Raw genomic sequence first — 20,089 nt, 5'->3', positions numbered from 1 at the left:
CCATGAAGGTGCTCTCAACCACGCATGCCGGCCAGCAGCATGGCCATGAACCTGCGCACCTGCGCGCGGTGCGAGGGCATGTCCAGCGTCTGGCAGTTGCACAGGCGCAGCAGCTGCAGATGCCCGTAGTCGTTGATCAGGAACGCGGCATAGCCCACATCCAGGTCCGCCCGTAGCTTGCCGCTGTCGCACAAGTCTTGCAGCAAATGCTTGAGCTCATCGACCAGCGCGTCGTTGACCCGCTTGTACGCTGCAGGCAGATCGCGCTGCTCACCGCCCAGCAGCGGCAACAAGGGCGGCAGCATCTCGCGCCACAGCGGTGCAGGCAGCACCGCGAACGCATAGTCGGTGAGGTGCTCCTCGTAACAGCACAAGGCATCCAGCGCATCCTCGAACTCGGGCAAGCGGCGGCGGGCCTGGGTGACGGCGCGGTGGTCGGCTTCGCGCAGCTTTTCCAGGAGGATCTCCTGCTTGCTGCCGAAGTAGGCAAACACCGTGGGCACCGACACCGCGGCCAGGCGGGCGATCTGTTCCATGGTGGTGGTCTGGTAGCCCTGCGCCTCGAACAGGCCAAGCGCAGTACGGCTGATGGTTTCCCGGCGCTGGGCCTTTTGCTGTTCGCGTAATCCGCTCACGTCACTACCTTTGTCGAACCGAACCGGTCGGGATGGCCAGCATACAACATCGCCATATTCGTAAAAATATTTTATTGACTAAAACTTTTTATCGACGCAAAACTAGCGCGGCATTTTGACCCAGGGAGCCGCCATGCGCACCGCTGCAGACCTCATCATCCATAACGCCCGCATCTACACCGTCGACCCGCACCGGCCCTGGGCCAACGCCGTGGCGGTGCACGGTGAACGCATCGTCTGCGTGGGCGACCACACCAGTGTCATGGCCCACGCCGGCCCCGCCACGCGGCTGGTAGATGCCGACGGCAAGCTGGTGCTGCCGGGCTTCGTCGAGTCGCACTGGCACTTCTCGAGCACCGCCTTCGCTTTCCAGGCGCTGGTCAACCATGAAGACCCGCGCGAAGTGCTGGCCCTGCTCAAGCGTTATGTCGAGGCCAACCCGACCGAGAAGGCCATCACCGGCATGGGCTGGATCCAGCCGCTGATGCCCGCCGAATGGCTGCGCCGCGAAGTGCTGGACGAAATCTGCCCGGACAAGCCGGTGTGCCTGTTGTCCACCGATTACCACACCATGTGGGTCAATACCTTCGCCCTGAAAGCCGCCGGCATCGACCGCGACACCCCGCCAGTTGAAGAAGGCGCCAGCTGGTTCGAGAAAGACCCGGTGACGGGCGAGCCCACCGGCATCATCATCGATTGCGCTGCCTATTCGTTGCTGATGCAGCGCCTGAGCGAAGCCGGTTACCTGCCCACAGGCATCGACCTGTACCTGCGCTCCATCCCGTTCTGGCAAGAAAAGCTGGTGGCGGCTGGCATCACCACCGTGTTCGATGCAGGCTTTCTCGACCCCGCCGGCGACCAAGCCCTGCTCTACGAAACCCTGCAGCAACTGGAGCGCGAGCAGCGCCTGAAACTGCGCGTGGTGGGCAGCTACATCAACATGGGCACCGAGGATGACCCGGTGGCCTGCCTGCAGGACCTGCGCGCCCGCTATGCCTCGCCGCTGGTCAAGGCACAGACCCTCAAGCTGATGCTCGATGGCACCGAGCTGAACCACACCGCCTACCTGCTGGAACCCTATTGCGACAAACCGCACAGCTGCGGCTCGACGACCATGCCGCAAGCCGTGTTCGAAAACCATGTGCGCAACGCCGACGCCAACGGCATCGACGTGATGGTGCACGCGGTGGGTGATGCCGCCGTGCGCATGGCCCTGGACGTGTTCGAGCGCACCTTCGCCTGCAACCCGCCGCGCGACCGCCGCCACGTCATCACCCACGCCTTCCTCACTCACCCCGACGACATCCCGCGCTTTCGCCGCATCGGTGTCATGGCCAACACCCAGCTGCAATGGGGCGTGGTCGATGCCTATGCCGAGGCCATTCAGCAATCGTACGGTTTCAAGCGCTGGGCCTCGATGTACAAGTTCCGCAGCTTCATCGACCAGGGCGTGACCGTGTCCATCGGCATGGACGGGCTGGTGTGCCAGTGCCGCTGCCAGCACAAACCCGTGGAGCATATCGAGTCGGGCCACACCCGCCAGCTCAGCGGCGAGCCCGGTGCGCCGGTGATGCCCGATGCCGACGAACGCCTGAGCATTCCGCAGCTGATTGCCGCCTATACCCTCAACGGTGCCTATCAACTGGGCCTGGAAAAGGAGATCGGCTCGATCACCGAGGGCAAGCGGGCGGACATCATCATCCTCGAGCAGGACTTGTTCGAGCTGGACCGCTACCAGATCGGCAAGACCGAGGTGGCGCTGACGCTGATGAACGGCCGCATTACCCACGACGCAGGCACCCTCCCCCACGCCTGACCTGACCGCCGCGGCCTGCGGGCCGCACACCTTGCCGCACCCGGGACCCTCCAATGCACAACAATAAAAACACCCTGCTTCTGCGTGCCGCCCTGATTTACATCGCCGCCACGGCGCTGATCATCATTGGCGTGCAACCGATCTTCATCGGCCTGGTGAGCGAGCGGCTGAACCTCAACCTAAGCCAGCAAGGCTGGATTCTTTCCGTCGAAATGGCCGGCACCTTGCTGGGCAGCTTGCTGCTGCCTGTGCTGGGGCGGCGGTGCCCTGGCCGCGGCCTGTACCTTGCCGCCGCACTGGTGGCTGGCGCACTGAACCTGCTGAGCGGCGCGCTGGATTCGCTGACGGCGCTGATCGTCTGCCGCCTGGCCTGCGGCATGGCCGCTGGGCTGTTGTACGCAGGGGCGATCAGTGGGCTGGGGCGCATGCCCGGGCAGGATCGCTCGTACGGGCTGTCGCTGCTGATCCAGACGGCGGTGTTCGCGCTGTACGCCACGTGCATGCCGCAGTTGGCAGCGCTGATTGGCAACCGCGGGGCGATCGCCTCCATGGGCTTTTGGTTCGTGTTGATTGCCGCGGCTGCGCTGGTGATCCCCTCCCGGCTGCATCACCAGGCGCCGCAGCAGCTGGCACAGTGCGGTGGCGGCTCGGCACTGCTCGGGCGCTATGCGTTGCTGGGGATGCTATGCCTGCAGCTGGCCATTTATTGCATCTGGGGGTTTGTCGACCAGCTGGCGCGTGAGCGTGGGATCGGGCCGGTGGATGTGGGCTGGGCCTTCGGCTTGGGAATACTCGGTGGCCTGCCTGGCGGCGCGCTGCCGAGCCTGCTGGGGGCACGGGTAAGGCGGGGGCCGATGATCGGTTTCGGCTCGCTGCTGGTGCTGCTGTCGATCGTGCTGCTGGCACGCTATTCCCATGATGCAGAGCAGCTTTGCGGGGCGTTGTTCCTGATGAACTTTGGCTGGGTGCTGGCGCTGACGTATTACATGGGGGCGATAGCCACCAACGACCCGAAGGGCACGCTGACACCCTGGGTGAGTATTCTGCAGATGGGCGCGGCAGCATTGGCGCCTGCGTTCGTGGCAGTGCAGCAGCAGAGCGCGGGGCGCGAGACGATATTCGTCAGTGCGGGGGTAGCGGTTGTGCTGGGGTTTGCGCTCAAGTGTGCGGCGGGCTACTTGGCACCGAGGCACAAACAAGGTTCTGCAACCTAGACGGGACCTCTGTGGGAGCCGGCTTGCCGGCGATCACCGGCAAGGCCGGTGCCATGCACCGCGGTGCCTGCATCGCCGGCAAGCCGGCTCCCACAATGTCCTCTGCTACCTCTGTAAGGTTTGTGAAGACCTATGACAGCTGGTTCGCCAGCGTTTGCGGCCGTGCACGCCAGGCCACCGTCATCAGCAGCCCCAGCCCCGCCATCGTCGCCCCTGCGACGGAAATCGCCGGATAACCCAACCCCGCATTGATCACCGCACCACCCAATGCAGCCCCGATGGCATTGCCCAGGTTGAACGCACCGATGTTCACCGCCGACGCCAGGTTAGGCGCGTCCTTGGCGGCTTCCATCACACGCATCTGCAGCGGCGGCACCAGGGCGAAGCTGGCCGCGCCCCAGACCAGGATCGCCACGGCAGTCGGCAGCGGCCAGCCCAGCACCAGCGGGAACACCAGCAACACCGCAATCAGCACCGCCAGCGAGACGATCAAGGTGCGGTCCACCGAGCGGTCCGCTGCCTTGCCACCCCACACGTTGCCCAAGGTCAGGCCGACACCGAACAGCACCAGCATGGCCGTGATGAAGGTGGTCGAGGCGCCAGCCTCGCTGTGCAGGATAGGCGCGATGTAGGTGAACACCGTGAACATCGCACTGGAGCCCACCACCGTCAGCGCCAGCGCCGACAGCACAGGCCCGCGGGCCAGCACGCGGATTTCGGCCAGCGCGCCATCGCTGGCAGGCAGTTTCAGGTTGGGCAAGGCAAACCACAGCGCCACCATCGTCACCAGGCCAAGGCCGGCAATGCCCCAGAACGCGGTACGCCAGCCCATCAGCTCGCCGAACCAGGTCGCCATCGGCACGCCGCCAATGGTGGCCAGTGTCAGCCCCATGAACATTGCCGCCACGGCCCCGGCGCGTTTTTCCGGCGCCACCAGGCTGGCCGCGACGATAGAGCCGACGCCAAAGAACGCGCCATGGTTGAGCGATGTGACCACGCGGGCGATCAGCAGGCTCTGGTAATCGGTGGCCAGCGCCGACATCAGGTTGCCCAAGGTGAAAATCGCCATCAGCCCGATCAGCAAATACCGCCGCGGGATCTTGCCGGTGGCCAAAGTCATCAGCGGAGCGCCGATAAGCACGCCAATGGCGTAGGCGCTGACGAGCAGCCCCGCAGCGGGGATCGACACGCCGAGGTCGGCGGCGATACTGGGCAACATGCCCATGGGTGCGAACTCGGTGACGCCGATGCCGAAGGCACCGACGGAGAGTGCGACGAGAGGTGGATTGATACGCATGACAAAGCTCCTAATCTGTGCGTGGAATGCTACGATTCCAGCTTTCAAAGCACTAGACCGCTTTTCTGGCAACCACCTTTGCGCAAGAGGCACAAATGGACTACAACGGCCGATCCGGCGAGATGGAGGTATTTGCCAAGGTGGTGGACGAAGGCAGCCTGTCGGCAGCCGCGCGTGCACTCGGCCTGACACCGTCGGCCGTCAGCCGCATCATCGCCCGCACCGAACAACGCCTGGGCACGCGCCTGCTGTTGCGCACCACCCGGGCGATCACCCTGACCGCCGAGGGCGACGCCTACCTGCACGGGGCACGGCGCATCCTGGCCGACCTGGTCGAAGTCGAAGAAGCCATCACCGACCAAGGCGTGCCCCGGGGCCGGCTGAGGGTCAGCGCCGCGCTTGGCCACGGCAGGCAAACCGTGGTGCCGCTGGTGGCCGCGTTCAGCGCCCTGTACCCGCAAGTGCTGGTCGACCTGACGCTGAGTGACGAGGTCACCGACATTCTCGGCGGCCAGGCCGATGTCGCCTTGCGCTTCGGCCATCTGCCGGACAGCTCGCTGAGTGCTCGCTTCATTGGCGACACCGGCGAAGTCATCGTCGCCTCGCCCGCGTACCTCGAACGCTGCGGTGCCCCCCAGCAACCTGAAGACCTGGCCCGGCACAACTGCCTGCGTTTCAACTTCCGCCGTGCGGTGTCCGAATGGCCGTTCGTTCGCGAGGGGCAGGCGTTTTCGCTGAAGGTGGCCGGCAACATCGAGTGCAGCAGCGGCGAGGCGCTGGCGCAAATGGCCAAGGTGGGGGCCGGCATTGCGCGGATCGGTACCTTTACCGTGGCCGACGAGCTGCGAAGCGGCGAACTGGTGCCGCTGCTGGAGGCTTTCAACCCCGGCGACCGGGAGCCGATCCACGCCGTGTTCGTCGGCGGCCCGGCGATGCCGGCACGCGTGCGGGTGTTCGTGGACTTCATGGTTGCCAATCACCAGGGGTGGCCGCTGGTGCTGGCATGACACATGGCCACGCGGCAGCGTTGATAGTCCACCTGAAATACCCCGCGCAGGGAACGTCTGCCCTGCTGCGGCCTCCCACAGTAATGCAGGGCGAACGGCGCGCTGCCCATTCACGCTTGGAGGACTGGCTCTGATGAAAAAGATCCTGATGGTGCTGACATCCCACGATCAGTTGGGTGATACCGGCAAAAAAACCGGCTTCTGGCTGGAAGAGTTCGCCGCTCCCTACTATGTGTTCATCGACGCCAACGCCGACGTCACCCTGGCCTCGCCCAAGGGCGGCCAGCCGCCCCTGGACCCAAAGAGCGACGAGGACGACGCGCAGACCGACGCCACCCGGCGTTTTCGCACCGACACCGAAGGGCAAATGGCGCTGGCCGACACGGTGCCGCTGAGCGAAATCGACCCTTACAACTTCGACGCCGTGTTCTACCCCGGTGGCCATGGGCCGCTGTGGGACCTGGCCGAGGACAAGGACTCCAAAACCCTGCTGGAAGCCTTTTACGCCTCCAACAAGCCGATTGCCGCCGTCTGCCATGCACCGGGCGTGTTCAAGCACGTCAACGCACCGGACGGCCACCCCGTGGTCAAGGGCAAGCAGGTGACCGGGTTCGCCAACAGCGAGGAAGACGCCGTCGGGCTTACCCAGGTGGTGCCGTTTCTGGTCGAAGACATGCTCAAGAGCCAAGGCGGCGAGTATTCCAAGGCTGCAGACTGGGCAAGCTACGTGGTGGAGGACGGCCACTTGATCACCGGGCAGAACCCTGCCTCCTCGGAGGGTGTGGCCAAGGCGCTGCTCAAGCGGCTCGAGCGCGAGTAGGCACAGCGCCATGGCGCTGAATGTACTCATCTGTGGCGCCAGCCAGGGCATCGGCTTGGCGCTCTGTACGCAGCTGCTTGCCCGTGCCGACGTGGGGCAGGTATGTGCGGTATCGCGCCAGGCCAGCGGCGAGGCGTCGCTGGCAGCCCTCGCCTCGACCCATGGCGAGCGCCTGCTTCGGCTGGATTGCGACGCCCGCAGCGAACCGTCGCTCGCCGCGCTTGCGCAGGAAGTTGGCCGACACTGTACCCACCTTGATTGGGTGATCTGCACTTTGGGGATCCTGCAGCAGGGCGGCGCCAAAGCGGAAAAGGCCTTGGCGCAACTTGACCTGGCAAGCCTGCAGGCCAGTTTCGCCACCAACGCCTTCGCCCCGATATTATTGCTCAAACACCTGCTGCCATTGTTGCGCAAGCAACCTTGCACCTTCGCCGCCCTTTCAGCGCGCGTGGGTTCGATCAGTGACAATCGCCTGGGCGGCTGGTACAGCTACCGCGCCAGCAAGGCGGCGCTGAACCAGTTGCTGCACACCGCGAGCATCGAGCTCAAACGCCTCAACCCCGCGTCCACCGTGCTGTTACTTCACCCCGGCACCACCGACACCGGCCTGTCGCAGCCGTTTCAGGCGAACGTGCCCGCTGAACAACTGTTCGAGCCTGCCTTTGCCGCGCAGTGCATCCTTGAACAGATTGCCCGCCATGGGCCGGCGGACAGTGGCAGCTTCTGGGCGTGGGATGGCCAGCCAATCACCTGGTGACAATTGCCTCATACCACAGCTGCGGGGTAAGCCTCGCGCAGGCTCGCCCTCAGCCATTCGATGAACCACAACGCATCCTCACCCAGCATCGGCGAAGGTGCGAGCACCTGGTAACTCTCCAGCGGTACGCCCTGCTCCACACAGCGCACCAGGCTCCCCGCCGCCAATTCGCGCCCGACCAGCACGTCGGTGGCCAAGGCAATCCCGTGCCCGCTTTGCGCCAGGTTCAGCACGATGTCATTGCTCATGTGCGAAGTATCGGCCTTGGCCCTCACCCGTATGCCCTGGGCGGCAAACCAGCTGCTCCACCAGTTGCCGTCGTCGACATGGATGAGCTTGCAGCGGGGCAAGTCGCGAACGGACAGCTGCGCGGGCAACTGCGCCCGGTAGTTTGGGGAGCACACGGCAAACACTTGCGGGCGGATCAACACCTCGCGCACGCCGGCCAACTCCCCAGGCAGGCCATAGGCAATCCCAAGGTCGGCCTGGCGGGCATCGACGCTGGTGAAAGTGGCGTTGGGTTCAATGGCAATCTTCAGTTCCGGGCGCAGTGCACGCAGCGCTTCTATCCGCGGCGTCAGCCAGCGCGACGCGAACGCCGGCACACACATAATGCGCAACCAGCGCTCGGCACTGCGCCGCCCGCAGCGCATGCCGGCGTCTGCCAGCAGCTGCAGCGACTCGGCCACCGCCTGGTAATAGTGCGCACCGTCCTGGGTCAGGCTGACGCCACGCGGCGAACGGTCGAGCAGGCGCACGCCCAGCCAGTCTTCGAGGATTTTCACGTGCCGGCCAATCGCTGGCTGAGTGACGTGCAACGCGCGGGCCGCCGCCACGTAACTGCCCAAACGCGCAGCCACTTCGAAGGCGCGCACCGCATTCAGCGGTGGCAGCCGGTCAATCGTCATGGTTGAACGTCCTTGGGCTGTCAGTTTTTTTAATAGTGGCTGAAAATTTATTGTGCTTTTCCGCGTCCCGCAAGTTCTCGACACTCGCAAGGCGTACTTCCACGCCCAACGAGGAGCCGCCCATGCTGGCGATACCAACAATAAAACGATCCTTCACCGTGTTGTCCGTGCTGGCCGCCATGACCGGCGCGGTGCATGCCGACGACGCCAAGGGGCCGTGCGGCGTGCCCGGGCTGCAGGCGTGCCCGCAACCCTTCGACAAGGTGCTGCCCGCCGCCAAGGACATGCTCACCTGGGACCAGGCCACCCGCGTGGTCGGTTTTCGCAACACCTACCGCCTGTACGGCGGTGACGTCTTCGCCACCCACGGCGCCAAGCCCTACCCGCTGCCCGAAGCCGCCCACAAGCTCGCCGATGTGCGCTACACCCTGGATGGCAAGCCCCAAGGCCTGGCCGACTACCTGCATCACCAAAGCGTGACCGGCCTGCTGGTGCTCAAGGATGGCAAGGTGGCCTATGAGCATTATGCGCAAGGCAATACCGCGCAGACGTTGTGGACCTCACGCTCGGTGGCCAAGTCGGTGGTCAGCGTGCTGGTGGGCGTGGCCATCAAGGAAGGCAAGATCAAGTCGGTGGACGACAAGATCACCCAGTACGCCCCCGAACTCAAAGGCAGTGCCTGGGCAGACGTGACCCTGCACCAGCTGATGCAACACACCTCCGGGGTGGTCTGGGACGAGAACTACGCGTCGAAGAATTCCGACTTTTCGCACATGACCCAGTGCGAAGCCAAACCCGACCCGTACCAGTGCGTACTCAACCTGGTGCGCTCGGTGAAGCGCAAGCCGGGGGTCAAGCCTGGCGAGGTCTGGTCGTACAACACGGGCGGCGCCTGGCTGGTGGGCCGGGTGCTGGAAAACGCCACCGGCCAGACCATCGCCCACTACCTGGAGAAGCAAGTCTGGAGCCGCTATGCCATGCAACAGGACGGCGTGTGGCACGCGCTAGTGCCCGGCAAGGTCGACATGGGCGGCCACGGTTTCAACGCTACCCTGCGCGACTGGGGCCGGTTCGGCCAGTTCGTGCTCAGCGGCGGCCAGTTGCCAGGCGGTGAAAAGCTCCTGCCGGATGACTGGATTGCGCGCTCCACGCACTGGACCCAGGCCAAGGGCTCGGTGACCGCCGCAGCGCCGAACGGGCAGTATGGCTACCAGTGGTGGTACAACGCGCCCGCGCCGGATGCCCAGGCCGAGCCGAAGAAAACGGCGCACAGCGACCAGACGTTCTGGGCGTTGGGGATCTTCGGCCAGACCATTGCCATCAACCCCGCCGAGCACCTGGTGGTGGTGCAGTGGTCGACCTGGAAGAATGCCGAAACGCCGAGCTCGCTGTATGACGAGCAGGCAGTGTTCGTGAATGCCGTGGCCGAAGCTTTGGGCCGCGGCCAGGCTAAGTAGGCTGCGCTTTCGCGCATGGATCAAGGGTCGTACATGCGCCGCTGACTTTGTGGGAGCCGGCTTGCCGGCGATGCAGGCACCTCATTGGATGGCACCGGCTTCGCCGGTGATCGCCGGCAAGCCGGCCCCCACACTATCTGCGCGGGCTCAGTGCTGATTTTGTGGGAGCGGGCTTGCCCCGCGAACCAGGGCGAAGCCCTGGCCATACACCACCAGTGCCTCGCCGGGCCCGTTCGCGGGGCAAGCCCGCTCCCACACGAGTGTTGAGGGGTGCCGCTACCTCAATCCGCGAAGTTGATCACCATGCGGCCCTTGATCTTCCCTTCAAGCATTTCCTCGAAGATGTCGTTGATGTCTTCGATCGGCCGCAGTGTCACTCTCGGCACCACCTTGCCTTGCGCCGCGAACTCGAAGGCCTCCGCCAGATCCTGCCGGGTACCGACCAGCGAGCCGACCACCTCGATGCCGTCGAGTACCAGGCGTGGAATGTCCAGGCTCATGGCCTCTGGCGGCAAGCCGACAGCTACCAGCCGGCCACCGGCACGCAGCGCATCGACCGCCGAGTTGAAGGCGCTTTTCGACACCGCCGTTACCACGGCAGCATGTGCGCCACCGGTTTTAGCCTGGATCACTTTGGCCACATCTTCAGTGCGCGCATTGACCACCAGGTCGGCGCCCATTTCATTGGCGAACGCCAGCTGCTCATCATTGACATCAATCGCGATGACCCGCGCGTTGAACACATTTTTCGCATACTGCAGCGCCAGGTTGCCCAGGCCGCCGAGGCCATAAATGGCAATCCACTGCCCAGGCCGGATGTTCGACGACTTCACCGCCTTGTAGGTTGTCACACCCGCGCAGGTGATGCTGCTGGCCGCCGCCGAGTCGAGCCCGTCCGGCACTTTTACCGCGTAGTCGGCCACCACGATGCAGGCCTCGGCCATGCCGCCGTCGACGGTGTACCCGGAGTTCTTCACCTCGCGGCACAGCGTTTCGTTACCGCTGTTGCAATATTCGCAATGCCCGCAGCCCTGGAAAAACCACGCCACACTGGCCCGGTCCCCCGGCTTGAGCGAGGTGACGCCCGGCCCCACTTCCACGACCACGCCAATGCCCTCGTGGCCGAGGATCACGCCGGTCTTGTCACCGAAATCGCCGTTCTTGACGTGCAGGTCGGTGTGGCACACGCCACAGCACTGCATCTTCAACAGCGCTTCGCCGTGCGCGAGCGGGCGCAGGGTCTTTTCCACCACGTCGACGCGCTGCCCTTTGGCAACAACTGCAGCTTTCATGGAGGCCTCCTTGTTGACCTGATTGAGCGTGGGTTGAAGGCTTCAGCATAGTGGTGGATTGGTGGACGGGGTTGATTCAGATCAGCGACCGGTAAGGTACACTGCCGGCCGTCAAGGACGCCGACAGGATGACCAAAACGATGAAACGGAAGTTCGACCTATGATGCGATGGATTGCCAGAGGCTTAGTGCTGGCGTTGGCACTGATGCTGAGCGGCTGCTGGAGCCTGTTGACCCACCTTGATGGCGAGCGCTGTGTGTATCCGGGCACGCGTTTTGGCTGGAATTTCGCCATCCGCAACGAAGGCGCCTGGATAGGCCTGGTAGACGTGCCCTTCTCGTTTGCGTTGGATACGGTGCTGCTGCCCTATGACCTCACGGCGTTTTTGCCAGAGGGCATGGGCGGGGATCACCAGGAATGCAACCTGGATGGTTCGTTCAACCTCTCTGTAATCAGGTAAGTCACGACAGTTAGTTGCGATACACGCTTGGCCCTGGCAGATGATGCCGGCGTACAAAGCGGCCAAAGACTTTGCACAGGGAGACACGCGTCTGCAAAGTGCGCGATGAGTATCACGGTGATGAGCGTACTATCGTGATGCACTAAGCGCGGCTTGATCACCGACAGCCGCGACATTGAGCCAAGCTTCACCCCGCCTCTCCCTCAGGAAGCCGCCCATGCCCTACCCCATCGAACAGAAACTCGTCGTCGGCGTTGCCTCCAGTGCCTTGTTCGACCTGACCGTGTCCGACGATATCTACCAGACCGATGGTGTAGAAGCCTACCGCCTGCACCAGGAAGCCAACCTCGATGTGCCCTTTCCCAAGGGCGTCGCCTTCCCCTTCATCCGCCGCTTCCTGAGCATCAACAAGGCCTTCCCGGAGCAGCTGCCGGTGGAAGTGGTGCTGCTCTCGCGCAACTCACCCGAGACCGGCCTGCGGGTGTTCCGCTCGATCGACCATTACGGCCTGGACATCAGCCGCGCGGCGTTCATGTCCGGCCGTTCGCCTTACGAGTACATTCCCGCATTCAACGCGTCACTGTTTCTGAGTGCCCACGAAGGCGACGTGCAGCGCGCCATTGACGCGGACTACCCCGCAGGCCTTGTATTGCCGAGCAAGATCTACGATGACGAGATCGATACCGAGCTGCGCGTGGCCTTCGACTTCGATGGGGTAATTGCCGATGACGAGGCGGAGAGCGTGTACAAGCAGCGCCAGGACCTGAATGAATTTCAGGCCCATGAGCATGCGCACAAGGCCATCCCGCACCAGCCGGGGCCGCTGGCAGACCTTTATCGCAAGCTGTCGCTGATTCGCCAGTTGGAGGATCGCAAGCTGGCGCAAGACCCGGACTACAAGCGCATTCTGCGGATTGCCATCGTCACCGCGCGCAATGCACCGTCCCATGAACGGGTGGTGACGACGTTGAAGAACTGGGGCGTTTCGCCGGATGAGTCGTTCTTCCTGGGCGGGATGGAGAAGGACCGGGTGCTGTCGATTCTCAAGCCGCACATGTTCTTCGATGACCAGCGCAGCCACCTGATGTCGGCCGCAGGGGATTTGCCGATGGTGCATGTGCCGTTTGGGGTGGCGAACCGGGCCCACAAGGAGCGGGTGGTGAAACTGGGGCTGGTGGCGGCTGGTGCGGGCAAGCCCGCTCCGTAGCAGGCTTCAGGCGCTTTCCTTGCAGCCAGCCAGGCCGGTGAGCAGCACCAGCGCCAGGGCGAGCTTGTAAAACAACAGCATATCCTGCGCAATCACTGTGGGAGCTGGCTTGCCAGCGATCACCGGCGAAGCCGGTGCCCAACACTGCGGCGCCTGCATCGCCGGCAAGCCGGCTCCCACACAGTCAGCAACGCATTGCGCCCATTCTTCTTTGCACGATTACACAGACTGAAGGTCGGAAATCAGCGAGGGCCGCCGCCGTGGCCACCCATGCCAAAGCCGCCATGGCCGCCGCCGTGCCCACCACCACCACCGCCGCCCGGCGGCATGAACATCCAGCAACCCGACAGGGTAGATACCAAAGCCGCGACAAGAGCTGCGCGGGCAACGTGTTTCAACTTCATCGAAAAACTCCAAAGGCAAGATCGGCTGCCTGCCTGACGCCAGGTTGGGCAGCGCGCGGATTCTAGATGCGCTGACGGCCAGCCTGTGGGAGCTTTTCCAACTCTTTACAATCTGGGCGCCTCAATCGAACGCCCCATTAACGACCTCGTAAATGATCCCGGTCGCAACTGCCACGAGTATCAGGTCCACCCCGGCCTGCATCCACTCGTACCCGTCGTAGTGAGGCAGTTGCCCCAGTAGCCGGCCATCGAGCTTCTTGGCGATACCGGGCGGCAGTGGCTTACCCCGCGCCAGGTTTTTCTGGATACCAGGTGGCAAGGCGGGGCCTGGGCTCCAGTAGCTGCGGTGACCGCCGAGGATACCGAGCACATCCCCCCGATCGATGGACGGCCCGCCATGCCAATCCGCATCGCCAGAACCGGACTTTTTACCCCCCGCATTACCTTGCCCATGGCCGTGCTGAGCCTGGCCCTTGCCCTGCCCCTGCCCGTTGTCATTGCCCTTGCCGTTACCTGGGTCGGCCGAGGCAGTACCAGACCCCACCATCAGGGCAGCCGACGTGAATAGCGCAATCAACGCTTTGAAGTTGGCCATACGAGCATCCCTTGCGATATGCGATGTACGTTGAAATATAGACGACAGCGAAGACATAAAGCGCGGCCTACAGCGTGGTAGGCATACCTCGCCGGTCCAGCTCGTACACCTTGGTCCGCCGCAGGCAGTCCCGCAACCACTGCGCCGCCCTGCCCGGTCGGCGCTTCTGGTGCCACAGCAGGTCCACGCCCACCAGCCAGTCAGTATGCGGATAGGCCTCCAGCTGCAGCTCGATGAGCTCCCCCGAATCAAGCTCGCGCTGCACCAACTGCCGCGGCAACGTCGCCCAGCCCAAGCCACCGCGCACCATCTCCACCAGCGCCAGGTAACTCTCGGCCTGCCACACCTGCGCGGCGCGCAGGTATTCGCTGCTGGGCAGCTTTTGGGCGTGGCCGAAGAACGCCAGGCGGCGGTGGGCATGCAGGGCGGCGAAGGGGCAGGTTTGCAGCTGCGCCAGCGGGTGCCTGGCATGGCAGACGTGGGCCATGATCAGCTTGCCCAACTGCTGGAAGGCCAGCGTCGGCGGGTAACCCGGCTGGGAAAAAGCGATCCCGAGGTCTGCCTCGCCCTTGTGCACCATTTCGCTCACATCGCCGTGCACGGGGTGGCGAATCAGCAGGTCGACAAAAGGGAAGGCCTCGTCAAACGCTTTCAGCGCCGGGATCAGCGAGCCGTAAGGCACCTCGATGGCCAGCGTGAGCGCGGGTTCCGCCTGTTCCGCCAAGCTGTCGGCGCTGCCCTCCAGGGCATAGCAACGCTCAAGAATACCTTCCGCCCGCAACAACAATTTATGGCCAGCCGCAGTCAATGCCGGGATGCGGCTGCTGCGGTCGAACAGCTCCACGCCCAGGTCCGCCTCCAGGTTGCTGATCGCCGCACTGACCGTCGACTGAGTACGCCCCAGCCGCCTGGCTGCGGCGGAAAATGACCCCGCCTGCACCGCTGCGACGAACACCTGCAATTGCTCCAGCGAAAAGCGCATCTCCAACCCCCGCATGGTCACGTGAACCATCGATGCTAACGATGGTTACTCATTTGTTCCATCGCTTGTTTCGCAGGATTATCACCCTCGACAACGCTGGCAGCTGCCCGTGCTTCCCTGCACTGCGTGTCACTCCAGGCGCCGAAAACAACGAAAAGAGCCGCACCTACAGGAGATTCACGCCATGAGCCCAACCCCGGTCCACGCTGTGGACGAAGTATTACCACTGCGGCAGCTGTTCACCTTTGGCCTGCAGCACGTGCTGGTGATGTATGCCGGCGCCGTCGCCGTCCCGCTCATCCTCGGCAGTGCGCTGGGCCTGACCCAGGCGCAGATCGTCACGCTGATCAACGCCAACCTGTTCACCTCAGGCATCGCCACACTGATCCAGACCCTCGGCTTCTGGCGCTTCGGCGCGCGGCTGCCGTTGATTCAGGGCTGCTCGTTCATCGCTTTGGCGCCGATGATCATGATCGGCAAGCAGTTCGGCCTGCAGGACGTGTTTGGCGCAGTGATCGCCGCGGGGGCCATCACCATCGCCATCGCCCCCTTGTTCAGCCGGCTGCTGCGGTTCTTTCCGCCCGTGGTAATCGGCAGCCTGATCACCATCATCGGCATCTCGCTGATGCCCGCAGCAGCCATCTGGCTGGGTGGCGGCAACCCCGACGCGCCGGACTTCGGCAAGCCCGCCAACTTGCTGCTGGGCATGGCGACCGTGGCCATCACGCTGGTGGTGTACGCACGCTTTTCAGGCTTCATCGGCAACCTCAGCGTACTGATCGGCCTGGTGTGCGGCAGCCTGCTGGCGGCGGCCTTCGGCATGACGCACTTTGGCAACGTCGGCCAAGCCGCGTGGTTCGAACTCAGCCCGCCGATGGCCTTTGGTGCGCCGCAGTTCTCCAGCGTGCCGATCCTGATCATGCTGCTGGCGATGCTGGTGATCATGGCCGAGACCACCGGCAACTGCCTGGCCATCGGCAAACTGGTCGGCAAGCCCACCGACCAGGCCACGCTCGGCAACGCGTTCCGTGCCGACGGGTTTTCGACCATGCTCGGCGGCCTGTTCAACAGCTTCCCGTACAACGCCTTCACCCAGAACACCGGGCTGATCGCCCTTTCCAACGTCAAGAGCCGCTTCGTGGTGGCCGCCGCTGGCGCGATCATGGTGTTGATGGGCCTGTTCCCGAAACTCGGCGCACTGATCGCCGCCGTGCCCACGCCGGTGCTGGGCGGCTGCGCCATCGTCATGTTCGGCATGACCACCGTGGCGGGCATCCAGGAGCTGTCACGCGTGCGCTTCGAAGGCACCCGCAACGGCATTATCGTCGCCGTGTCGGTGAGTATCGGTGTGTTGCCGATGTCGTTCCCCGCGCTGTTCCACCACCTGAGCGGCCCGCTGAAGCTTGTGCTGGAAAGCGGCATCTTCCTCGGCGCCATCGCCGCCATCACCCTCAACCTGCTGCTCAACAACGACAAGGCCACTGGCCCGCACGCCGCCGATGCCAGCGTGGCCAAGTGAGCCGTTTTGCTGCGCGCCCAACGGCGCGCTTACCACCTGCCTACCCAAGGAGCCGTCATGACTACTTCCAACCAGCCTGCTGCCAGCGGCGTTAGCGCCCTCGACCTGGACCTGCTGCGCCAGTCGATTCGCCTGTCGGAGCAATCCCGCGAACGCGGGCGCCACCCTTTTGCGGCGATCGTCGCCGATGCCAGCGGCCGGGTGATCGCCAGCGCCGGCAACAACTCCATGCCACCCGAAGGCGACCCCACCCAGCACGCCGAACTGGTCGCCGCCGCCCTGGCCGCCAAAGCGCTGCCGCCGGAGGCGCTGGCCGAGTGCACGCTCTATACCAGTGCCGAGCCTTGCTGCATGTGTGCCGGCGCCGTCTATTGGACTGGCATCGGCCGCGTGGTGTACGCGCTGTCGGAACACACGCTGCTGGGCTTGACCGGCGCGCATCCGGAGAACCCGACATTCTCCCTGCCCTGCCGCGAGGTGTTTGCCCGTGGCCAGCGGGATGTGTGCGTGCACGGCCCGATGCTTGAGGACGAGGCGGCCACCGCGCATGACGGGTTCTGGAAATGAACCGGGGTGTTTCGATCCATGTCGTCGATATTGCCAGCGGGCGCGTGGCGCAGGGGATGGCGGTGAGTATCGGCGCGGTCGGGCAAGCGCCCATGATTGAAGGTCACGTGGACGAGCGGGGGCTGCTGCCGCAACTGGATGAGCTCAACGAGCGGTTTGCTGTGGGTGTTTACGAGGTGCGCCTTCAGGTAGCGGCGTTTTATCGGGCGCGGGGTGCTGCACTGCCCGACACGCCGTTCATGGACGAGCTGATCTACCGCTTTGGCATTGGCGATACCGGGGAGCACTTTCATCTGCCGTTCAAGCTTACGGCATGGGGCGTGAGCTGTTTCCGCGGCGGTGCCTGATACGGCGGGCACGGGGCAGCCTTGAATGACCAGCGCCGCCCCGCCGCTTCAGCCTTTTACTCCGATTGCAGCTTCATCGTCTGCCGGTGCAGCTCGATGAACGGCGCCTCTGCCGGGTCGATCCGGTCCATGCCCGCCGCAATCCGGTGCCAGTACGGGTACTGGGGCGCAATGCGCGTCACCCGCTCGATCTGCTGCTGGTCTTCAGCCGTCAGCACCAGCTCCACCGCCTGCAGGTTGTCTTGCAACTGCTCCACCGTGCGCCCGGCGGTGATCACGCTGGTGATGCCCGGCCGGTCCTTGAGCCAGGCCAGGCAAACCCGCGCCGGCGAACAGCCGTGGCGCTGGCCAACCTCGATCAGCGCTTCGATGATGTCGTACGCACGCTCTTTGTCGTGCACGTAGGGCTCTGGCCAGTCATTGCCCTGGCGCGTGCCGGCCGGCGTCTTGTGCCCGCGCCGCACCTTGCCGGTCAACAACCCCTCCCCCAACGGCCCCCACACCAGGGTGGCGAAGCCTTGGTCCAGCGCCATGGGCAGCAGCTCGTACTCGGCCTCGCGGGCTTCAGGGGTGTAGTAGATCTGCTGGGAAACGGGTTGCTGGCAGCCGTTGAGCTGGGCGCTGCCGAGGGTTTTCATCATTTGCCAGGCGGTGTAGTTGGAGGTGCCGAAGTAGCGGATTTTGCCGCTTTGCACCAGGTGGTCCAGGGCCGACAGCGTTTCTTCCACCGGCGTGATGCCGTCCCAGTTGTGGATCTGGTAGAGGTCGATATGGTCAGTGCCCAGGCGCTTGAGGCTGGCTTCGCAGGCGCGGACCAGGTGGTAGCGCGAGGCGCCGCTGTCGTTGGGGTTGTCGCCCATCGGGCTGCGCGCCTTGCTGGCGAGGATGATCGAATCGCGCCGCTGGCCCAGGGCCTGGCCGACGATTTCCTCGGCCAGGCCCTGTGAGTAAAGGTCTGCGGTGTCGACCAAGTTCACCCCGGCGTCGAAGGCCATGTCGAACATGCGCCTGGCTTGGGTGACATCGACGCTACCGGTCTTTTCGAACGCCCCCCGCCCACCGAATGGGACGGTGCCGATGACCAGTTCGGAAACGAGCAGGCCGGTGTTGCCGAGTGCGCGGTACTTCATGGGGATTGCCTCCAAATGCGAAAGACTTGGAAGTACCGACGGCGTGGGGTGCTGAAACGTTCAATCGGATGACTCAAGCGCTTTGAGCTGGATGAGGCTTTGGGGATGTGCGTGTGTATGTGTGTGGGAGCAGCCCCTTCGCGACACAAGGCCGCTTCCACAGGCCCAGCACCGAACTCTTTATTTGTTACCCGGCGGCTGATAATCGTAAGGTTGCTCGACGCTTTGCCTGACCGTTTGTGCGTCATCATCAGCCCCCTGCCGGTCGCCGCCCTCTTCCTCATTCATCAGCGGATCGTCATCCGGATCAGGGACCGCGGGGTGGTCAGGGTCCACTGCCGGGTCGGGTGAAGGGGGCATGTCGCGGTCGCTGCCACCTGCTACGGTTTGCTCGATGTTCATCGCTGCATCCCTCGTCGCGTTGCTCAGCGGGGTTTCGGGTGCTCGCTGGAGACCGAATTGTTGGCGTCCACATCCCTCATCTCTTCATCTACCGGCGACTGGTCGTCGGCAGGCAGCGGCACTTCGCCTTCCCTGCTCCCGCGCTGCTGCAGTTTGTCCTCGTCTGTGCGCGCGGTGCCGTTATCCCGCTCGACCTGGGCATCCTGATCCGACCCGGGGTTGCCAGGTGGCGGGTTCCAGTCTTCGGGCCGGTTCTGCGACCATTTCTCACCAACGCCTTGCTTGGGTTCGGACTCGGCTTGCTCCAGCCCCGAGCCGTGGCCTGCGCCAGTATCGGGTGCGCCCTCGGCGGGGCCGGGGTAAGGGGCATCGGGGCCATTGTGATCGATTGCCATGATCGTTCTCCAGTTGCGCTTAGGGTTCAGGGTGCGAGCTTCACTCGGCGCCGGGCGGGATGCCGTCCTTGTTCCTGTCCTTGAGCTTGGCCTTTTCCTCTTCCGTGGAATGCGCCGGTACCTGGCTTTGTTTGGGGTCGTCTTTCTGCTCGGTCATGGTGCTGCCCTCTGGGTGATGTTCGTTAGGCACACCTGTTGTTGAGCAGTTCAAGCGAGATTGCCGAGCGTACCGACCTCATCCATGAAATCGTCGAGATACGCTTGGAGCCTCGCATGGCGTAAGGCCGCAAGCCGCGCCCCTTCGCCGGTCTGGAACCCTGACGCAAGCTGCAGCAGCTTGGTATGAAAGTGCTCGATGGCGAAGGTTGTGTCTTGATACGCCCTACCCTGCGCGCTGGGGTTGGTGAAATCGTACAGCGACGAACCCATGCGCCCCGCCACATAGAAGCACCGGGCGATACCCACCGCCCCGATTGCATCGAGGCGGTCGCTGTCTTGCAGAATTTTGGCCTCCGGCGTCAAAGGCTCGAAGCCAGCCGAATAGCTGTGGGTTTTGACCGCATGCGCCACCTGCTCGATACGCCGCACGGGCCAGCCCATGGCAGCCAGGACTGAAGCGGCCTTTTCTGCCGACAGCGTCGATGCCTGCCCGCGAAGTGGCGAATTCTTCTCCACGGCCACGCAATCGTGTAGCACCGTGGCCGCGAACAGCACTTCAAGGTCGCCGCCCTCTACCTGCCGGATTCGCTGAGCGTTGACCCATACGCGATGGATGTGGGACAGGTCGTGGGAGCCGTCCTTCTGCCCGCTTGGCAGATGCTTCAGCAGCTCGGCGGCAAGATGCTGGTACGGGGCGAAGGCTTCAATCGTCATTTTTG

The 20,089-nt window shown here is 64.1% G+C and carries 22 protein-coding genes; 11 read left to right on the top strand and 11 right to left on the bottom strand.

Going from position 1 to position 20,089, the window contains the following annotated elements; genetic code table 11:
* Nucleotides 1-14: 14 nt before the first annotated feature.
* Nucleotides 15-635, bottom strand: a complete 621-nt coding sequence (locus ACNQPL_RS00945) for a TetR/AcrR family transcriptional regulator (protein WP_346612237.1) — start codon at nt 633-635, stop codon at nt 15-17.
* Nucleotides 636-768: 133 nt separating this feature from the next.
* On the opposite strand from ACNQPL_RS00945, the gene ACNQPL_RS00940 reads away from it, so the two are divergent.
* The gene (locus tag ACNQPL_RS00940) at nt 769-2,451 is read left to right on the top strand and encodes an amidohydrolase (protein WP_416465348.1); all 1,683 of its coding nucleotides are present in this window, start codon (nt 769-771) and stop codon (nt 2,449-2,451) included.
* Between the two features lie 53 nt (nt 2,452-2,504).
* A complete protein-coding gene (locus ACNQPL_RS00935) occupies nt 2,505-3,665 on the top strand; it encodes an MFS transporter (protein WP_416465346.1) in 1,161 nt (386 codons plus the stop codon).
* A gap of 130 nt (nt 3,666-3,795) precedes the next feature.
* Here the strand turns inward: ACNQPL_RS00935 and ACNQPL_RS00930 are convergent, their stop codons facing one another.
* Nucleotides 3,796-4,962: an MFS transporter gene (locus ACNQPL_RS00930; RefSeq protein WP_416465344.1), complete on the bottom strand. Its 1,167-nt coding sequence runs from the start codon at nt 4,960-4,962 to the stop codon at nt 3,796-3,798.
* A 95-nt stretch (nt 4,963-5,057) separates the two neighbouring features.
* Between ACNQPL_RS00930 and ACNQPL_RS00925 the strand changes: the two genes are divergently transcribed.
* From ACNQPL_RS00925 to ACNQPL_RS00915, 3 genes are all read left to right on the top strand, one after another.
* Nucleotides 5,058-5,969 (top strand): LysR family transcriptional regulator, encoded by a 912-nt coding sequence (locus tag ACNQPL_RS00925; protein ID WP_416465342.1) that lies wholly within the window; start codon nt 5,058-5,060, stop codon nt 5,967-5,969.
* A gap of 133 nt (nt 5,970-6,102) precedes the next feature.
* Nucleotides 6,103-6,789: a type 1 glutamine amidotransferase domain-containing protein gene (locus ACNQPL_RS00920; RefSeq protein ID WP_416465340.1), complete on the top strand. Its 687-nt coding sequence runs from the start codon at nt 6,103-6,105 to the stop codon at nt 6,787-6,789.
* Between the two features lie 10 nt (nt 6,790-6,799).
* Complete coding sequence (locus ACNQPL_RS00915; RefSeq protein ID WP_416465338.1) at nt 6,800-7,546, top strand: SDR family NAD(P)-dependent oxidoreductase; 747 nt, start codon at nt 6,800-6,802, stop codon at nt 7,544-7,546.
* Nucleotides 7,547-7,554: 8 nt separating this feature from the next.
* Here ACNQPL_RS00915 and ACNQPL_RS00910 read toward each other — a convergent pair whose 3' ends face one another.
* The gene (locus tag ACNQPL_RS00910; protein ID WP_416465336.1) at nt 7,555-8,454 is read right to left on the bottom strand and encodes a LysR substrate-binding domain-containing protein; all 900 of its coding nucleotides are present in this window, start codon (nt 8,452-8,454) and stop codon (nt 7,555-7,557) included.
* A 122-nt stretch (nt 8,455-8,576) separates the two neighbouring features.
* Here ACNQPL_RS00910 and ACNQPL_RS00905 point away from each other — a divergent pair, with 122 nt between their 5' ends.
* Nucleotides 8,577-9,911, top strand: coding sequence for a serine hydrolase domain-containing protein (locus ACNQPL_RS00905; protein WP_416465334.1), 1,335 nt, complete (start codon nt 8,577-8,579; stop codon nt 9,909-9,911).
* A gap of 281 nt (nt 9,912-10,192) precedes the next feature.
* Here ACNQPL_RS00905 and adhP read toward each other — a convergent pair whose 3' ends face one another.
* Nucleotides 10,193-11,203 carry an alcohol dehydrogenase AdhP gene (gene adhP, locus ACNQPL_RS00900; RefSeq protein ID WP_416465332.1) on the bottom strand — a complete coding sequence of 337 codons (1,011 nt, stop codon included), beginning with the start codon at nt 11,201-11,203 and terminating at the stop codon, nt 10,193-10,195.
* A gap of 160 nt (nt 11,204-11,363) precedes the next feature.
* Between adhP and ACNQPL_RS00895 the strand changes: the two genes are divergently transcribed.
* On the top strand, nt 11,364-11,663 hold the full coding sequence (locus tag ACNQPL_RS00895) for a YceK/YidQ family lipoprotein (protein WP_416465330.1): 300 nt from the start codon (nt 11,364-11,366) through the stop codon (nt 11,661-11,663).
* Nucleotides 11,664-11,880: 217 nt separating this feature from the next.
* On the top strand, nt 11,881-12,870 hold the full coding sequence (locus ACNQPL_RS00890; protein ID WP_346612219.1) for a 5'-nucleotidase: 990 nt from the start codon (nt 11,881-11,883) through the stop codon (nt 12,868-12,870).
* Between the two features lie 242 nt (nt 12,871-13,112).
* Here the strand turns inward: ACNQPL_RS00890 and ACNQPL_RS00885 are convergent, their stop codons facing one another.
* From ACNQPL_RS00885 to ACNQPL_RS00875, 3 genes are all read right to left on the bottom strand, one after another.
* Nucleotides 13,113-13,274, bottom strand: coding sequence for a hypothetical protein (locus ACNQPL_RS00885; protein WP_416465328.1), 162 nt, complete (start codon nt 13,272-13,274; stop codon nt 13,113-13,115).
* 121 nt (nt 13,275-13,395) lie between these two features.
* A complete protein-coding gene (locus ACNQPL_RS00880) occupies nt 13,396-13,869 on the bottom strand; it encodes an anti-virulence regulator CigR family protein (RefSeq protein WP_416465326.1) in 474 nt (157 codons plus the stop codon).
* A gap of 67 nt (nt 13,870-13,936) precedes the next feature.
* Nucleotides 13,937-14,851: a LysR family transcriptional regulator gene (locus tag ACNQPL_RS00875; RefSeq protein ID WP_387526823.1), complete on the bottom strand. Its 915-nt coding sequence runs from the start codon at nt 14,849-14,851 to the stop codon at nt 13,937-13,939.
* 184 nt (nt 14,852-15,035) lie between these two features.
* On the opposite strand from ACNQPL_RS00875, the gene ACNQPL_RS00870 reads away from it, so the two are divergent.
* The 3 genes from ACNQPL_RS00870 to ACNQPL_RS00860 are packed head-to-tail and all read left to right on the top strand — an operon-like array spanning nt 15,036 to nt 17,284.
* Entirely contained in the window at nt 15,036-16,370 is a 1,335-nt protein-coding gene (locus ACNQPL_RS00870; protein ID WP_416465324.1) for a nucleobase:cation symporter-2 family protein, read from the top strand.
* A 57-nt stretch (nt 16,371-16,427) separates the two neighbouring features.
* Nucleotides 16,428-16,937: a nucleoside deaminase gene (locus ACNQPL_RS00865; protein ID WP_258652939.1), complete on the top strand. Its 510-nt coding sequence runs from the start codon at nt 16,428-16,430 to the stop codon at nt 16,935-16,937.
* Nucleotides 16,934-17,284: a hydroxyisourate hydrolase gene (locus tag ACNQPL_RS00860; protein WP_416465322.1), complete on the top strand. Its 351-nt coding sequence runs from the start codon at nt 16,934-16,936 to the stop codon at nt 17,282-17,284. Before ACNQPL_RS00865 ends, ACNQPL_RS00860 begins: the two co-directional genes overlap by 4 nt.
* A 56-nt stretch (nt 17,285-17,340) precedes the next feature.
* Here the strand turns inward: ACNQPL_RS00860 and ACNQPL_RS00855 are convergent, their stop codons facing one another.
* The 4 genes from ACNQPL_RS00855 to ACNQPL_RS00840 all read right to left on the bottom strand — a co-directional run bounded on the left by ACNQPL_RS00855 (nt 17,341) and on the right by ACNQPL_RS00840 (nt 20,084).
* Nucleotides 17,341-18,414 carry an aldo/keto reductase gene (locus tag ACNQPL_RS00855; protein WP_416465320.1) on the bottom strand — a complete coding sequence of 358 codons (1,074 nt, stop codon included), beginning with the start codon at nt 18,412-18,414 and terminating at the stop codon, nt 17,341-17,343.
* Between the two features lie 180 nt (nt 18,415-18,594).
* On the bottom strand, nt 18,595-18,816 hold the full coding sequence (locus ACNQPL_RS00850) for a hypothetical protein (protein ID WP_416465319.1): 222 nt from the start codon (nt 18,814-18,816) through the stop codon (nt 18,595-18,597).
* Nucleotides 18,817-18,839: 23 nt separating this feature from the next.
* Nucleotides 18,840-19,211: a hypothetical protein gene (locus ACNQPL_RS00845; protein WP_416465317.1), complete on the bottom strand. Its 372-nt coding sequence runs from the start codon at nt 19,209-19,211 to the stop codon at nt 18,840-18,842.
* Nucleotides 19,212-19,418: 207 nt separating this feature from the next.
* Nucleotides 19,419-20,084, bottom strand: a complete 666-nt coding sequence (locus ACNQPL_RS00840) for an HD domain-containing protein (protein ID WP_416465315.1) — start codon at nt 20,082-20,084, stop codon at nt 19,419-19,421.
* Nucleotides 20,085-20,089 lie beyond the last annotated feature (5 nt).

Source organism: Pseudomonas sp. LFS044, from assembly GCF_047978245.1.
Lineage (GTDB): Bacteria > Pseudomonadota > Gammaproteobacteria > Pseudomonadales > Pseudomonadaceae > Aquipseudomonas.
This window is presented reverse-complemented; position numbering and strand designations above follow the sequence as displayed.

Excerpts from the sequence above, each read along its gene's own strand:
- ACNQPL_RS00865 (WP_258652939.1), top strand. The coding sequence starts at position 16,428 with ATGACTACTTCCAACCAGCCTGCTGCCAGCGGCGTTAGCGCCCTCGAC.
- ACNQPL_RS00925 (WP_416465342.1), top strand. The coding sequence starts at position 5,058 with ATGGACTACAACGGCCGATCCGGCGAGATGGAGGTATTTGCCAAGGTG.
- ACNQPL_RS00855 (WP_416465320.1), bottom strand. The coding sequence starts at position 18,414 with ATGAAGTACCGCGCACTCGGCAACACCGGCCTGCTCGTTTCCGAACTG.
- ACNQPL_RS00885 (WP_416465328.1), bottom strand. The coding sequence starts at position 13,274 with ATGAAGTTGAAACACGTTGCCCGCGCAGCTCTTGTCGCGGCTTTGGTA.
- ACNQPL_RS00850 (WP_416465319.1), bottom strand. The coding sequence starts at position 18,816 with ATGAACATCGAGCAAACCGTAGCAGGTGGCAGCGACCGCGACATGCCC.
- ACNQPL_RS00915 (WP_416465338.1), top strand. The coding sequence starts at position 6,800 with ATGGCGCTGAATGTACTCATCTGTGGCGCCAGCCAGGGCATCGGCTTG.
- ACNQPL_RS00905 (WP_416465334.1), top strand. The coding sequence starts at position 8,577 with ATGCTGGCGATACCAACAATAAAACGATCCTTCACCGTGTTGTCCGTG.
- ACNQPL_RS00910 (WP_416465336.1), bottom strand. The coding sequence starts at position 8,454 with ATGACGATTGACCGGCTGCCACCGCTGAATGCGGTGCGCGCCTTCGAA.
- adhP (WP_416465332.1), bottom strand. The coding sequence starts at position 11,203 with ATGAAAGCTGCAGTTGTTGCCAAAGGGCAGCGCGTCGACGTGGTGGAA.
- ACNQPL_RS00840 (WP_416465315.1), bottom strand. The coding sequence starts at position 20,084 with ATGACGATTGAAGCCTTCGCCCCGTACCAGCATCTTGCCGCCGAGCTG.
- ACNQPL_RS00890 (WP_346612219.1), top strand. The coding sequence starts at position 11,881 with ATGCCCTACCCCATCGAACAGAAACTCGTCGTCGGCGTTGCCTCCAGT.
- ACNQPL_RS00870 (WP_416465324.1), top strand. The coding sequence starts at position 15,036 with ATGAGCCCAACCCCGGTCCACGCTGTGGACGAAGTATTACCACTGCGG.
- ACNQPL_RS00930 (WP_416465344.1), bottom strand. The coding sequence starts at position 4,962 with ATGCGTATCAATCCACCTCTCGTCGCACTCTCCGTCGGTGCCTTCGGC.
- ACNQPL_RS00920 (WP_416465340.1), top strand. The coding sequence starts at position 6,103 with ATGAAAAAGATCCTGATGGTGCTGACATCCCACGATCAGTTGGGTGAT.
- ACNQPL_RS00895 (WP_416465330.1), top strand. The coding sequence starts at position 11,364 with ATGATGCGATGGATTGCCAGAGGCTTAGTGCTGGCGTTGGCACTGATG.
- ACNQPL_RS00860 (WP_416465322.1), top strand. The coding sequence starts at position 16,934 with ATGAACCGGGGTGTTTCGATCCATGTCGTCGATATTGCCAGCGGGCGC.
- ACNQPL_RS00880 (WP_416465326.1), bottom strand. The coding sequence starts at position 13,869 with ATGGCCAACTTCAAAGCGTTGATTGCGCTATTCACGTCGGCTGCCCTG.
- ACNQPL_RS00845 (WP_416465317.1), bottom strand. The coding sequence starts at position 19,211 with ATGGCAATCGATCACAATGGCCCCGATGCCCCTTACCCCGGCCCCGCC.
- ACNQPL_RS00940 (WP_416465348.1), top strand. The coding sequence starts at position 769 with ATGCGCACCGCTGCAGACCTCATCATCCATAACGCCCGCATCTACACC.
- ACNQPL_RS00935 (WP_416465346.1), top strand. The coding sequence starts at position 2,505 with ATGCACAACAATAAAAACACCCTGCTTCTGCGTGCCGCCCTGATTTAC.
- ACNQPL_RS00875 (WP_387526823.1), bottom strand. The coding sequence starts at position 14,851 with ATGCGCTTTTCGCTGGAGCAATTGCAGGTGTTCGTCGCAGCGGTGCAG.